This window comes from Microbacterium sp. NPDC055665 (assembly GCF_053618035.1).
In genome coordinates, this window is the sequence record NZ_JBSHGY010000002.1 from 450,740 (window position 1) to 463,684 (window position 12,945).

Below are 12,945 nucleotides of genomic sequence, written 5' to 3' on the forward strand. Positions count from 1 at the left end.
GACTATCGAATCGATTCGGCGAAGTGGTATCCCGGATCTCGATTCTGTCGCTCGGCATGGTGAAAGGTACCGTCGGAGCGACACCGTCGACGTAGACCGGAGGACGAGAGTGACGAAGCAGTATTCGGGGGGAACCGGAAGCCGGAGCGATACGGGAGCCGTTGAGGAGGAGGAGCATCTGCGGCGAGCGCTGAGCAACCGCCACATCCAGCTGCTCGCGATCGGCGGGGCGATCGGGACCGGCCTGTTCATGGGCAGCGGCAAGACGATCTCGGTGGCAGGACCGTCGGTGATCTTCGTCTACATGATCATCGGCTTCATGCTGTTCTTCGTCATGCGGGCCATGGGCGAGCTGCTGCTGTCGAACCTGAAGTACAAGTCGTTCAGCGACTTCGCGAGCGATCTGCTCGGGCCGTGGGCGGGATTCTTCACCGGCTGGACCTACTGGTTCTGCTGGGTGGTCACCGGCGTCGCCGACGTGATCGCGATCGCCGGATACACGGATGCCCTCATCCCCGGCATCCCGCTGTGGATCCCGGGCGTCCTCGTGATCGTGATCCTCCTCGCGCTGAACCTGCCGACCGTCGCCGCGTTTGGCGAGATGGAGTTCTGGTTCGCCCTGATCAAGATCGTCGCGATCGTGGCGCTCATCATCACCGGACTCGTGATGATCTTCACCGGTTTCCAGCACGACGCGGGGACCGCCAGCTTCTCGAACCTGTGGGACCACGGGGGCATGTTCCCGCACGGCTTCATGGGCTTCGTCGCCGGCTTCCAGATCGCCGTGTTCGCGTTCGTCGGCGTCGAGCTGGTCGGCACCGCGGCCGCCGAGACCAAGGATCCGAAGCGCAACCTGCCGAAGGCGATCAACGCCATCCCGATCCGCATCCTGCTGTTCTACGTGGGCGCACTCATCGTGCTGATGGCGGTGACCCCGTGGACCGAGTACGTCGCCGGGGAGAGCCCGTTCATCGCGATGTTCGCCCTCGCCGGGCTCGGCATCGCGGCGACGGTCGTGAACCTGGTCGTGCTCACCTCGGCCATGTCGAGCGCCAACTCCGGCATCTACTCGACCTCGCGCATGGTGTTCGGCCTCGCGCAGGACGGCGACGCCCCGCGGATCTTCGGCCGGCTCTCGCGCCGCCGCGTGCCGCAGAACGCCCTGTTCCTCTCGTGCATCTTGCTGCTGTCCGGCGTGGTGCTGCTGTACGCGGGCAAGGACATCGGCACCGCCTTCGACATGGTGACCACGGTCTCGGCGCTGTGCTTCATGTTCGTGTGGACGATCTTCCTGTGCAGCTACCTCGTGTACCGGCGCACCCGCAAGGACAAGGTCGCGGCATCCACGTTCCGGATGCCGGGCGGGGTGTTCATGGTCTACGTGGTGCTCGCGTTCTTCGTGTTCATCCTGTGGGCGCTGACGACGCAGCCCGACACGCTGACCGCGCTGCTGGTGACGCCGATCTGGTTCGTGCTGCTGTTCGTGGCGTGGCTGTTCGTGCGGAAGTCGCCGAACCACCTCTCACGTCATGCGGCGCACATCGCCCACCTGCGCGACGACTCGGTGGAGGCCGACACGGACTGAGCTCGGGCGGCCTCGAGTCAGGTCAGGCCGCGACGGCGGCGGGTGCGGCGGGTGCGGCGGCGAACAGGCGCTTGCGCAGGGCGAGGAACAGCAGCACCATGCCGGCGCTGAGCAGGATGTGCCCCATCCCGGCGATGCCGGCGATCATGCTCGACGACTCCTGGCCGAGCACCGTGAGGCAGCCGTGCCAGACCATCATGGCCGACGTCAGCACGAGGCCCGCGTTGTACAGCCAGAAGAACCAGCTGAACAGGCGGCTCTCGGAGAGCGCGAACACCTTCTCCAGCAGCAGGACGATCAGCAGCACGACGAAGCCGAGCACGAGCAGGTGCGTGTGCACGAGCCCCAGCTGCGTCGACTCCCCCTCGGGGAAGTCGTTGATCTTGGTGAACTCCCGGTAGAAGAGTCCGGAGGCGACGCCCACCAGCATGTAGGCGAACGCAGCGGAGAAGAGGCGGCGCATCGGGTTCCTTTCGGTCTGATTCCAGCCTCGGCGCAGCGGCCTCGGCCGGGATCCATCGAACGGTTGAGATGCGCGGCGATCCTGGGACTGAGGAAACTCGCCTCAGAGGAGCCCGGTGTCGCGGGCGATCGCGATGGCACGGGCGCGGCTGTCGGCGCCGAGCTTCTCGAACACGTGCACGAGGTGCGTCTTCACGGTCGCCTCGGTCACGAACAGGGTCTTCGCGATCTCGCGGTTCGATGCGCCCGTGTCGAGCAGCCGCAGCACGTCGAGCTCCCGGTCCGTGAGCCGCACCCGCGGTGCGCGCATGACCTGCACGACCCGCTCGCTGAGCTCGGGACTGAGCACGAGTCCGCCGGACGCTGCCTGCCGGATCGCCCGCACGATCTCGTCCGGCGCCACGTCCTTGAGCAGGTAGCCGGCGGCTCCCGCCTCGATCGCGCCGAGGATCTCGGCGTCGCGGTCGAACGTCGTCAGGATCAGCACCGCGGGGGCCGGATGCTGCGCGCGCAGCGCCGCCGTCGTCTGCACGCCGTCCATACCCTCGCCGAGCCGCAGGTCGCAGAGCACCACGTCGGGGTGCAGGTGCCGCGCGAGGGCGACGGCCTCTTCGCCGGATGTCGCCTCGCCGACCACCTCGACGTCATCGCGACGGTCGAACAGCGAGCGCACTCCGGCGCGGACGATGGGGTGGTCGTCGACGAGCAGCACACGCACCGCGGTCACCCCTCCCCTCCGCTCCATCGCGCCTGCGCAGGGCCGCCGAACGGAACGTGCGCCGAGAGCGCGGTCCCGTCGCCCGGGGCGCTCTCCACGTCGAGCCCGCCGCCGAGCTCCCGAAGCCGCGCGCGCATCGAGCGCAGCCCGTAGCCGCCGCCCTGCCCGGCCACCCCACCCTGAGCATCCCACCGCGTCGCGTCGAAGCCGATCCCGTCATCGACGATGTCGAGTCGCACCGCATCCCCGGCATCGGCCAGGGTCACCACCACGCGCGACGCGGATGCGTGCGAGCGGACGTTCGCGAGAGCCGACTGCGCCGTCCGCAGCAGTGCCACCTCGACGTCGAGGCCAAGCGACGGCAGGTCATCGTCGGCGTGCAGGGTCGTCGCGATCCCGGTCTCGTCGGCGAGACGGTCCAGCATCCGGGCGAGGGCGTCGCCGAGAGCCGTGGATTCGAGTTCGGCCGGCATCAGCGCGTTCACGATGCGTCGCACATCGGCCATCCCCTCCGCGGCGAGCGCCCCGATCTGCTCGAGGGCGCGGGTGCGCTGCGCCGGATCGTCCGCCTCCAGCGCCGAGCGCGCCAGCATCCCGATCGACGACACACTCTGGGCGACCGTGTCGTGGATGTCGCGCGAGACCCGGGTGCGCTCCTCACTGGCCCCGGACTCGCGCTGAGTGCGGGCGAGCTCATCCTGCAGGGCGGCCATCTCCTCCTGCGTCGCCACGAGCGAGGCGATCAGCCGACGACGCTCGCGCCCGTCGCGCACGAGCTCGAGGTACCCGCGGGAGATCCCGAGGGCGAAGACGCCGCCCACCAGAGGTCCGATCACGTTCGCGTAGCTCGTCCCGCCGGTGTGGAGCAGCGGGGCGGTCACGACGACCGCGAGGATCGCGATGCTCAGCAGCAGCGCCCATCGCAGCCGCATCACGAATCCGGCGAGCAGCCAGAGCGGGAAAGCCAGCCATACGAACTCCGGCGAGACGACGACCGCTCCGAGCCAGATGAGCGTGAGCCCGAGCAACCACCAGGTGGCCAGACGGCGGTCGGAAATGCGCTCGCTGAGCAGCAGCCCTCCGCCGTACCAACCGAGGAAGACGAGCGAGAGCGCGAGGACCCACGGCAGCGGCACACCGTCGACGGCCGCACGCCATGCGCCGACCATAAGCAGCACCACCGTGATGACGGCCTGACCGATGCGGATGGATCCGACCAGGCTCGCCCACGTGCGCGGGGTGCCGCGGACCGGCGACGCGGTGGACGGCGACTCGGCGGGCGGCATGCTGACATTCTTCCCCCGACGGGCCACGCGCGCCTCCATCGTTCGATCGATCCGGGTGGCCAGGGAGGCTCCGGCCAGCGGGGTTCCGTCAGGCCCTCCCTCGCCGCGGACGCCGCGCGTAGCGTCGGTTCCACGGCCGCCGATCGGATTCGCGGCCACGACGAAGGGACAGCTCATGCACACTCGCACTCTCGGACAGGGACTCCAGGTCTCGGCGATCGGACTCGGCTGCATGGGGATGTCGCAGAGCTACGGTCCGAACCCCGGCAGCCGCGACGACATGATCGCGGTGCTGCGCTCGGCGGTCGACCACGGTGTCGACTTCTTCGACACCGCCGAGGTGTACGGCCCGTACGTGAACGAGGAACTCGTCGGCGAGGCGCTCGAGCCGATCCGCGACGAGGTCGTCATCGCCACCAAGTTCGGGTGGGACATCGAAGACGGCAAGAGCGTCGGGCTGAACAGCCGCCCCGAGCAGATCCGCCGCGTGGCCGAGGCGTCGCTGCGGAGTCTGCGCACCGACGTGATCGACCTCTTCTACCAGCACCGTGTCGACCCGGCGGTGCCGATCGAAGACGTCGCCGGCACCGTGGGCGAGCTGATCGCCGAGGGCAAGGTGCGCCACTTCGGGCTCTCCGAGGCCTCGGCAGCGACCATCCGCCGCGCTCACGCCGTGCACCCGGTCACGGCGCTCCAGAGCGAATACTCGCTGTGGACCCGCGAGCCCGAGGCAGAGATCCTTCCGGTGCTCGCCGAGCTCGGCATCGGATTCGTGCCCTTCAGCCCGCTCGGCAAGGGGTTCCTGACCGGCACGGTCGACACCGCGGCAGACTTCGCGGCCGGCGACATCCGCGCCACCATCCCGCGCTTCACGGCCGAGAACCGGGCGGCGAACCAGGCGCTCGTGGCACACGTCGCCGAGCTGGCCGCAGCGAAGGAGGCCACCCCCGGTCAGATCGCTCTCGCCTGGCTGCTCGCGCAGCAGCCGTGGATCGTGCCCATCCCCGGCACCCGGCGCACCGCGCGCATCGCCGAGAACGCGGGCAGCACCGCCGTCGCGCTCTCCGCCGACGAGGTCGCCGATCTGTCGGCACTCGCCACGCGGATCGGCGTGGCAGGCGACCGCTACAACCCGCAGCAGATGGCCTTCGTCGACCGTTGAGCCCCCGGCGGCCTCGGTATCGTGAGGCGGGTGACCTCCGCCCGCAGCTACCCCGCGACCATCGCGGCGGCTGTCGAGCACGAGACCGTCATCCGCAAGTCGCGCTTCCTCACCCGCATCGAGCCCGTCTCGTCGGTCGAACAGGCCGAGGCGGTCATCGCCGGCATCCGCAAGCGCGCGTGGGATGCGAACCACAACTGCACCGCGATGGTCACCGGGCTGCTCGGCGACCAGGCGCGGTCGTCGGATGACGGCGAGCCCTCCGGCACCGCGGGTGTCCCGATGCTCGAGGTGCTGCGTCGCCGCGAGCTGACCGACGTCGTCGCGGTCGTGACCCGGTACTTCGGCGGCGTGAAGCTCGGGGCGGGCGGCCTCGTGCGCGCGTACTCCTCGGCGGTGTCGGAGGCTCTCGACCTGGCCGCTCTCGTGCGTCGCGCGGCGCTCCGGCAGGTGACGCTCGAGGTTCCGCATGCGGATGCCGGGCGCTTCGACAACCTGCTGCGCGACTGGGCGTCGCATCACGGCGCGACGCTGGGCGAGCCGACATACGCGGCGACCGTCACCCTCGAGCTGTGGGCGCCCGAGGACGAGCTCGCTCGCCTCACCGCCGACCTGGCCGCGGCATCCGCCGGTTCGGTCGTCCCCATCCTCGGCTTCGAGCGCATCGTCGACGTCCCCGACTGACACCATCGCGTTCGAATCGGGATCGGCGAAACCACAAGGATCGGCGGATATCCTGGATGCCGCGGTCGCGGAGGGAGAGCGATGTTCGACAGTCCGCTCTCGGCTTCGGCCTACGAGATCCTCGAGGTCGACCCCGGCGTCGACGACGTCGAGCTGCGCCGCGCCTACCGTCTGCGCCTGCGTCAGACGCATCCCGACACCGGCGGCGACGCGGCGGTCTTCATCCAGGTGCAGCGCGCCTGGGAACTGGTCGGCACCGCGGAAGGACGTGCCGCCTACGACCGCCGGACGGGTGTGACCCACGAGGCCGGCTCCGAGTGGAGCGGATGGCGGCCACCGCCGACCCGCACCGACACCCGGCCCCGTGCCCGGTCGTACGGCCACCCCGGCGGTTGGCGGCGCGAGCGCTATCTCACCCTCATCCGCGAATGGGCCGGCCGCGGTGTCGAGGTCCCCGACCCCTACGACCCCGCACTCGTGCGCTCGGCGCCGCGGGATCTGCGCCGGCTCCTCGCCGATGCCCTGGCGGAAGAGGCCACGGCGCGCACGGTCTCCGACCTCGGTATGGGCTACACGGTGTGGCACGACGTCGCCGCCGGAGCCGATGCCGACGACAAGCTCGACCACGTGGTGCTCGGCCCCTCGGGACTGTACGGCGTGATGTCGGAGGACTTCGGCGGAATGGTCGGCTTCCGCCGCGGTGAGATCACGGGCCCGAGCCTCGGCACCCGCGCGCCCGTCACCGCCGCGCTCGGCCGCATGCGCACGGTCGCCAAGGCCGCCCGCGTCAAGTTCGGCGGAGCGATCATCGCGCTGCCCGACGATGACCTCTCCCAGGCGGTCACCCCGCTGGGCACGACCCGGGGCGTCCCGGTCGTGGTGGTGCGGCGCAGCGCGCTGGCGATGGTGCTGCGTCAGGGCGTTCCGCAGGCACGGGCGATCGGCGGCAACGAGCTGTTCGACGTGCGCACCCGGCTGCAGCAGACCGTCCGCTTCGTCTGACCCGGCCCTGGCCCCGGCCCCGGCCCCGACTCCGGCCCGGCCCGACTCCGGCCGGCCCCGGCCGGCCCCGACGATCCGCGGAGTCCCGGACGATTCACCGAGAGATCCGGAGGGATTCCTCGGCGAATCGTCACCACATCGGCGAATCGTCCGCCGCCGACCCGGACTGTCGACCGACCGGTCCGGCGGCGACATCCGTTGACAGTCACCGTCAAACCGGTTTACACTCATCAAACCGGTTCACCGATGAACATCTCGGTGCGTCCAGGTCCACGAGGAGGTGGCTGTGAGCCGCACGACCATCGCCGATGTCGCCCGCGAGGCCGGCGTGACCAAGGCCACCGTCTCCCACGCGCTCAGCGGCAATCGCCCGATCTCCGAGGAGACCCGGGCGAAGGTGCTCGCCGCCGCCGAGAAGCTCAACTGGGTGCCGAGTCAGAGCGCACGCGCCCTCGCCACCCGACGCGCCAACGCCATCGCCGTGGTGCTGGCCCGCGACCCCGAGGTCATTGCGAACGACTCCTTCTTCCCCGCCTTCATCGCCGGCGTCGAGTCCGTGCTCGCCACGACCGAGACGGCGCTCCTGCTCCAGGTCGTGCCCGACCGCGCCGCCGAGGAGCGGGCCTACCGCACCCTCACCCACGGCCGCGCCGACGGCGCCCTGCTGCTCGACCTGCGCACCGACGACTGGCGCGTGCCGTTCCTCGACGACCTGGGCCTGCCTACGGTGCTGGTCGGCGCCTACGACCAGCCGACCCGGTTCTCGTGCGTCCGCACCGACGACGCCGCGCCGGTGCGCGAGATCATCGCCCGGCTCCGCGCCGACGGCCACGAGCGCATCGCCCACGTCTCCGGGCCGCTCGACTACGTGCACTCGAAGGCGCGCGCAGAGGCGTTCGTCGAGGCGATCGGCGACGACGAGCTGCTCCGCGAGGGCGACTTCACCGCGGCGAGCGGACGCACCCGCACGGCCGAGCTCCTCGCCCTGCCAGAACGCCCGACCGCGATCCTCTACTCGAACGACACCATGGCCATCGCCGGGCTGTCCTACGCGCGATCGCAGGGTCTCGCGATCCCGCGCGACCTCGCGATCTCCGGGTTCGACGACGACCACCTCTCCGCCCATCTCTCCCCCGCGCTGACCAGCGTCTCATCGGATCCGGCCGCGCGAGGTCGCGCCGCTGCCCGACTGCTGCAGGCCGACATCCTCGGGGCGGAGCCGCGCACCGAGATCGTCGATTGCAACGTCGTGCACTTCCGCGAGAGCACAGCGGCACCCGCAACCGCATAACTCGCCCAGTCATCACCCACCGTGTCGAGGAGGACACCATGAACAAGAAGATCAGTGCTGTCGCACTCATCGGCGCCGTCGCGCTCATCGCCACCGGATGCTCCGGCGGAGGAGGTGGCGGAGGGGAGGGCGAAGCGTCCGGCACCGGGCCCATCGACGTCTGGCTCTCGAACAACGAGCAGGAGGTCGCCTGGGGCAAGGCCGTCGTGGACGCCTGGAACAAGGAGCACCCCGACGAGAAGGTGAACGCCCAGGAGATCCCGGCCGGCTCGTCGTCGGAAGAGGCCATCACCGCCGCGATCACCGCCGGAACCGCGCCCTGCCTCGTGTACAACGTGGCACCGGCTGCGGTCTCGGGCTGGGTCAAGCAGGGTGGACTCGTCGACCTCAGCAGCATCGAGGGCGGCAGCGACTACATCACCGAGCGCGGCGGCGACGTCGACGCGTACGCGACCGACGACAGCTTCTACCAGCTGCCCTGGAAGTCGAACCCGGTCATGGTCATGTACAACAAGGCACTGTTCGAGGCGGCGGGCATCGACCCGGAGAACCCGCAGATGAACACGTACGACGCCTTCCTGGAGGGATCGCGCGCGATCGTCGACTCCGGGGTGCAGAGCGCCATCTGGCCCGCGCCGACCAGCGAGTTCTATCAGCCGTGGTTCGACTTCTACCCGCTGTATCTCGCCGAGACCGACGGCACGATGCTGGTCGAAGACGGCAAGTCCACGTTCGATTCGGATGCCGGACGCACCGTGTCCGAGTTCTGGAAGACTTTCTACGACGAGAAGCTCTCGCCGAACGAGGCCTCCACCGACGACGCGATGTCGGCCGGCACCACCGCGATGCAGCTCGCCGGCCCGTGGGCGATCCCGTCGTACGCCGAGACGGTCGACGTCGGCTTCATGCCGGTGCCGACCAGCGACGGTCGGGAGAACCCGACCACCTTCGCCGACTCCAAGAGCGTGTCGATGTTCACGGCGTGCGAGAACCAGGGCACGGCGTGGGAGTTCCTGAAGTTCTCGACGAGCGAGGAGAGCGACGGACAGCTTCTCGAGGCCACCGGGCAGATGCCGATGCGCACCGATCTCACCGACACCTACGGCGACTACTTCGACGCCAACCCCAACTACGTCGCGTTCGCCGAGCAGGCGGAGAAGACGGCCGACGTGCCCAGCATCCCTAACTCGGTCGAGGCGTGGCAGGCCTTCCGTGACGAGTACTCCTCCGCCGTGATCTTCGACAAGGAGTCGATCGACGACTTCCTCGGCAACGCCGCGTCGAAGATCGATGACCTCGTCGCCGAGTGACGTCATGACCGACCGAAAGCGGTTGCGCACCCGATGGCTGGGTGCGCAACCCATCGGCGGCCTGTTCGCGCTGCCGTACTTCGTGTTCGTGCTCGCGATCTTCGCGTACCCGCTCGCGTTCGCGGTCTACATCGCCTTCCACGACTACTTCTTCACGGCACCGGGCACCGAGGTCGAGCGGCCGTTCGTCGGCTTCGACAACTTCGTCACGGTGCTCACCGACCCCCGGGTGCTCGGATCCTTCCGCAACACCCTGATCTTCCTGGTCATCAATGTGCCGCTCACGGCCGTGCTCGCGCTCGTGCTCGCGGCGGCCCTGAACACCGGCATCCGGTGGGTCGCGGCGTACCGGGTCGCGTTCTACGTGCCGTACCTGACGGCGAGCGTCTCGCTCGTGGGCGTGTGGATGCTGCTGTTCTCGGGCAACGGCTTGATCAACACGATCCTCGGGCCGCTCGCCCCCGATCCGTCGTGGCTCGTGAACAGCGGACTCGCGATGCCGATGATCGCGCTCTACGTGACCTGGAAGCAGCTCGGGTTCTACATCCTGCTGTACCTGGCCGCGCTGCAGAACGTGCCCAGGGAGCTGTACGAATCGGCCGAGACCGACGGCGCCGGGGTGCTCTCGCGGTTCCGTCACGTGACGATCCCCGGCGTGCGCAGCGCCACGACCCTGGTGCTGATCCTGTCGATCATCACCGGGGCCAACCTGTTCACCGAGCCCTACCTGCTCACCAACGGCGGCGGCCCTGACGGCGCATCGACCACGCCGGTGCTGCTCATCTACCAGCTGGGCATCCAGCAGCAGAACCCCGACACCGCAGCAGCCATCGGCATGATCCTCGTGGTCCTCGTCGGCATGCTGTCGCTGGCGGCCAACCGCGCGACCAGGGAGCGATGATGCGAAAGAAGCGTTCACTGCCCCGCATCCTGAGCATCATCCTGCTCACGATCGCGGCCATCGGCTTCGCCTTCCCGTTCTACTTCATGATCGTGGGGGCGTTCCAGGAGAGTCCGACGAACTCCCCGAGCGAGCTGTTCCCGACCGGCGGATGGACCGTCGACAACTTCGTCGCGATCGACTCGCGCATCGATCTGGTCGGCTCGCTGCTGAACTCGCTGATCTTCACGGCCGGCGTGCTGCTGGGCACGGTCGTGTTCGGCCTGCTCGCCGGCTACGCGATCGCGCGCCTCGACTTCCGCGGGCGGGGCGTGATCTGGGTGCTGATGCTGCTCGTGCAGATGGTGCCGTTCCAGCTGCTGATGATCCCGCTCTACGTGCAGATCACCCGAAGCTACGGCCTCGGCGACTCGTATCTGGGCATGATCCTGCCGTTCCTGATCAACACGACGGCGGTGTTCATCTTCGTGCAGTTCTTCAAGGCACTGCCCGTGGAGATCTTCGAGGCCGCGCGCATCGACGGCGCCGGCGAGATCCGCCTGCTGACGTCGGTCGCGATCCCGCTGATCAAGCCGGTGCTCGTGACCGTCGTGCTCGTCACCTTCATCGGGCCGTGGAACGAGTTCCTCTGGCCCTTCCTCATCACGAAGGATGCGAGCCTGCAGCCGCTGGCCGTCTCCCTCGCGAACTACATCTCCAACGTCGCGCAGTCCACCGCGAACCCGAACGGCGCGATCCTCGCGGGTGCCGCGGCGCTCGCATTCCCCGTCGTGATCCTGTTCATCGTCTTCCAGCGGTTCTTCCGCGCCACCGACCTCGGTGCAGCCGTCAAGGGCTGACCCCGCAACTCAGCCAGAAAGGGCATCCATGTTCACCGGAGCATCCTTCCCCCTCGGTCCGTTCGTCCCGTTCGAGGGCAACCCGATCCTGCGTCCGCGCGGCGCCAGCTGGGAGTCGGCCAACCTCTACAACCCGGCGGCGCTCGTCGACGGCGACGAGGTGGTGCTGCTCTACCGGGCGCACGCCGACGACATCATCTCCCACATCGGCATCGCCCGATCGAGCGACGGCGTGAACTTCACGCGCGAGGATGCGCCGATCCTCTCCCCCTCGGAGGACTACGAGACGTACGGCTGCGAAGACCCGCGTATCGCGCTGATCGACGGCACCTACTACCTCACGTACACGGGCTGGGATCGACGGAGCGCGCAGCTGTGCCTGGCGACCTCGACCGACCTGCGCACGTGGACCAAGCACGGTCCGCTGTTCGACGACTTCGACACCTTCAAGACCATGGACCCGCGCGGGTTCAACTGGTCCAAGGCGGGTGTGATCGTGCCGCAGCGGATGCACGGCAAGTGGTGGATGTACTTCGGCGAGGGCGCGATCTACTGGGCGACCAGCGACGACCTGATCCACTGGACTCCGGGCACCGCCGACACCGAGCCGATGTACTCGCCCACGCCGGGCACCTGGGACGAGGCGCTGGTCGAGATCGGCACCTCACCCGTCGTCACCGACAACGGCCTGCTGCTGTTCCTCACGAACGGCGCCACCCGGGTCGTGCACGAGGACGGCACAGTCGACGTCGACTACCGCTGCGGGCAGATCGCGATCGATCCGGATGAGCCGACCAAGGTCATCGCGCGGCTGCAGGAGCCCTGGCTGCGCCCACAGACGTTCGAGGACATGCACGGGCTCGTCTCGAACGTGACCTTCGTGGAGGGGCTCGTGAAGTTCCAGGACAAGTGGTTCGCGTACTACGGTCAGTCCGACACGACGCTGGCCGTGGCGATTCACGATCCGGCCGAGCCGTGGGGCCGGGCGCTGCGCACCTGACCGGGGCTGAGGCCGCGGAGGGGGCCGGCGCGGGTTACGGTGTCGTTGTGCCTGCACGCGAATCGATCGTCGAACACCCCGTCTCCGAAGCACCGTCCGGAAAGCTGGTCCTCCTGCGCCACGGCGAGACCGAATGGTCCAGGGCCGGCAGACACACCGGGCTCACCGACATCCCCCTCACGGCGCGCGGGGAGGATCTGGCCCGCCGCGCCGGCGCCCTGGTGGCGGACTACGACTTCTCGCTCATCCTGACCTCTCCCCTCGTGCGGGCGCAGCGAACCGCGGAGCTCGCGGGCCTGCACGCCGAGATCGACCCCCTCCTCGTGGAGTGGGATTACGGCGGATACGAGGGCCGCACGACGAAGGACATCCGCGCGGAACTCGGCTACGGCTGGAGCACGTTCTCCCACGGTGTGATCCCCGGGAGCACCCCCGGGGAGACCGTGGAAGAGGTCGCCGCGCGGGCGTCGCGGGTGCTCACCCGGGTGCTGCCGGCGATGGCGCAGGGCGATGTCGCGCTGGTGGCGCACGGCCACTTCCTGCGCATCCTGACGGCGGTGTACCTGCGACTCGCTCCGCGGTTCGGCGCCCAGATCAGCTTGGATGCCGGATCGGTCTCGGTGCTCGGCTTCGCGCGCGAGCAGCCCGCGATCCTGTCGTGGAACTACGGCCCCGAGCTGCCTTCGGCACCGGCCGAATCCTGAT

The 12,945-nt window shown here is 69.1% G+C and carries 13 protein-coding genes; 10 read left to right on the forward strand and 3 right to left on the reverse strand.

The window, feature by feature from the left end:
• The first annotated feature begins 109 nt into the window (after window positions 1-109).
• Complete coding sequence (gene cycA, locus ACWGO6_RS07850) at window positions 110-1,585, forward strand: D-serine/D-alanine/glycine transporter (protein WP_136041885.1); 1,476 nt, start codon at window positions 110-112, stop codon at window positions 1,583-1,585.
• Window positions 1,586-1,607: 22 nt separating this feature from the next.
• Here cycA and ACWGO6_RS07855 read toward each other — a convergent pair whose 3' ends face one another.
• The 3 genes from ACWGO6_RS07855 to ACWGO6_RS07865 form a co-directional block, all read right to left on the reverse strand.
• Complete coding sequence (locus ACWGO6_RS07855) at window positions 1,608-2,048, reverse strand: DUF2871 domain-containing protein (RefSeq protein ID WP_452326381.1); 441 nt, start codon at window positions 2,046-2,048, stop codon at window positions 1,608-1,610.
• A 102-nt stretch (window positions 2,049-2,150) separates the two neighbouring features.
• A complete protein-coding gene (locus ACWGO6_RS07860; protein WP_452326382.1) occupies window positions 2,151-2,774 on the reverse strand; it encodes a response regulator in 624 nt (207 codons plus the stop codon).
• Complete coding sequence (locus ACWGO6_RS07865; protein ID WP_452326383.1) at window positions 2,771-4,051, reverse strand: sensor histidine kinase; 1,281 nt, start codon at window positions 4,049-4,051, stop codon at window positions 2,771-2,773. The genes ACWGO6_RS07860 and ACWGO6_RS07865 overlap by 4 nt, the downstream gene beginning before the upstream one ends.
• A 175-nt stretch (window positions 4,052-4,226) precedes the next feature.
• On the opposite strand from ACWGO6_RS07865, the gene ACWGO6_RS07870 reads away from it, so the two are divergent.
• The 9 genes from ACWGO6_RS07870 (at window position 4,227) to ACWGO6_RS07910 (ending at window position 12,944) form a co-directional block, all read left to right on the forward strand.
• Entirely contained in the window at window positions 4,227-5,213 is a 987-nt protein-coding gene (locus tag ACWGO6_RS07870; RefSeq protein ID WP_452326384.1) for an aldo/keto reductase, read from the forward strand.
• A 30-nt stretch (window positions 5,214-5,243) separates the two neighbouring features.
• The gene (locus ACWGO6_RS07875; protein WP_452326385.1) at window positions 5,244-5,897 is read left to right on the forward strand and encodes an IMPACT family protein; all 654 of its coding nucleotides are present in this window, start codon (window positions 5,244-5,246) and stop codon (window positions 5,895-5,897) included.
• An 81-nt stretch (window positions 5,898-5,978) separates the two neighbouring features.
• Window positions 5,979-6,899, forward strand: coding sequence for a J domain-containing protein (locus ACWGO6_RS07880; protein WP_452326386.1), 921 nt, complete (start codon window positions 5,979-5,981; stop codon window positions 6,897-6,899).
• A 286-nt stretch (window positions 6,900-7,185) separates the two neighbouring features.
• Window positions 7,186-8,190, forward strand: coding sequence for a LacI family DNA-binding transcriptional regulator (locus ACWGO6_RS07885; RefSeq protein ID WP_452326387.1), 1,005 nt, complete (start codon window positions 7,186-7,188; stop codon window positions 8,188-8,190).
• 38 nt (window positions 8,191-8,228) lie between these two features.
• Window positions 8,229-9,500 carry an extracellular solute-binding protein gene (locus ACWGO6_RS07890; protein ID WP_136041877.1) on the forward strand — a complete coding sequence of 424 codons (1,272 nt, stop codon included), beginning with the start codon at window positions 8,229-8,231 and terminating at the stop codon, window positions 9,498-9,500.
• A gap of 4 nt (window positions 9,501-9,504) precedes the next feature.
• Window positions 9,505-10,401, forward strand: coding sequence for a carbohydrate ABC transporter permease (locus tag ACWGO6_RS07895; RefSeq protein WP_376101481.1), 897 nt, complete (start codon window positions 9,505-9,507; stop codon window positions 10,399-10,401).
• A complete protein-coding gene (locus tag ACWGO6_RS07900) occupies window positions 10,398-11,240 on the forward strand; it encodes a carbohydrate ABC transporter permease (RefSeq protein ID WP_376101483.1) in 843 nt (280 codons plus the stop codon). The genes ACWGO6_RS07895 and ACWGO6_RS07900 overlap by 4 nt, the downstream gene beginning before the upstream one ends.
• 28 nt (window positions 11,241-11,268) lie before the next feature.
• Window positions 11,269-12,240 (forward strand): glycoside hydrolase family 130 protein, encoded by a 972-nt coding sequence (locus ACWGO6_RS07905; protein ID WP_136041874.1) that lies wholly within the window; start codon window positions 11,269-11,271, stop codon window positions 12,238-12,240.
• A 47-nt stretch (window positions 12,241-12,287) separates the two neighbouring features.
• Window positions 12,288-12,944: a histidine phosphatase family protein gene (locus tag ACWGO6_RS07910; protein WP_452326388.1), complete on the forward strand. Its 657-nt coding sequence runs from the start codon at window positions 12,288-12,290 to the stop codon at window positions 12,942-12,944.
• Window position 12,945: the final 1 nt, after the last annotated feature.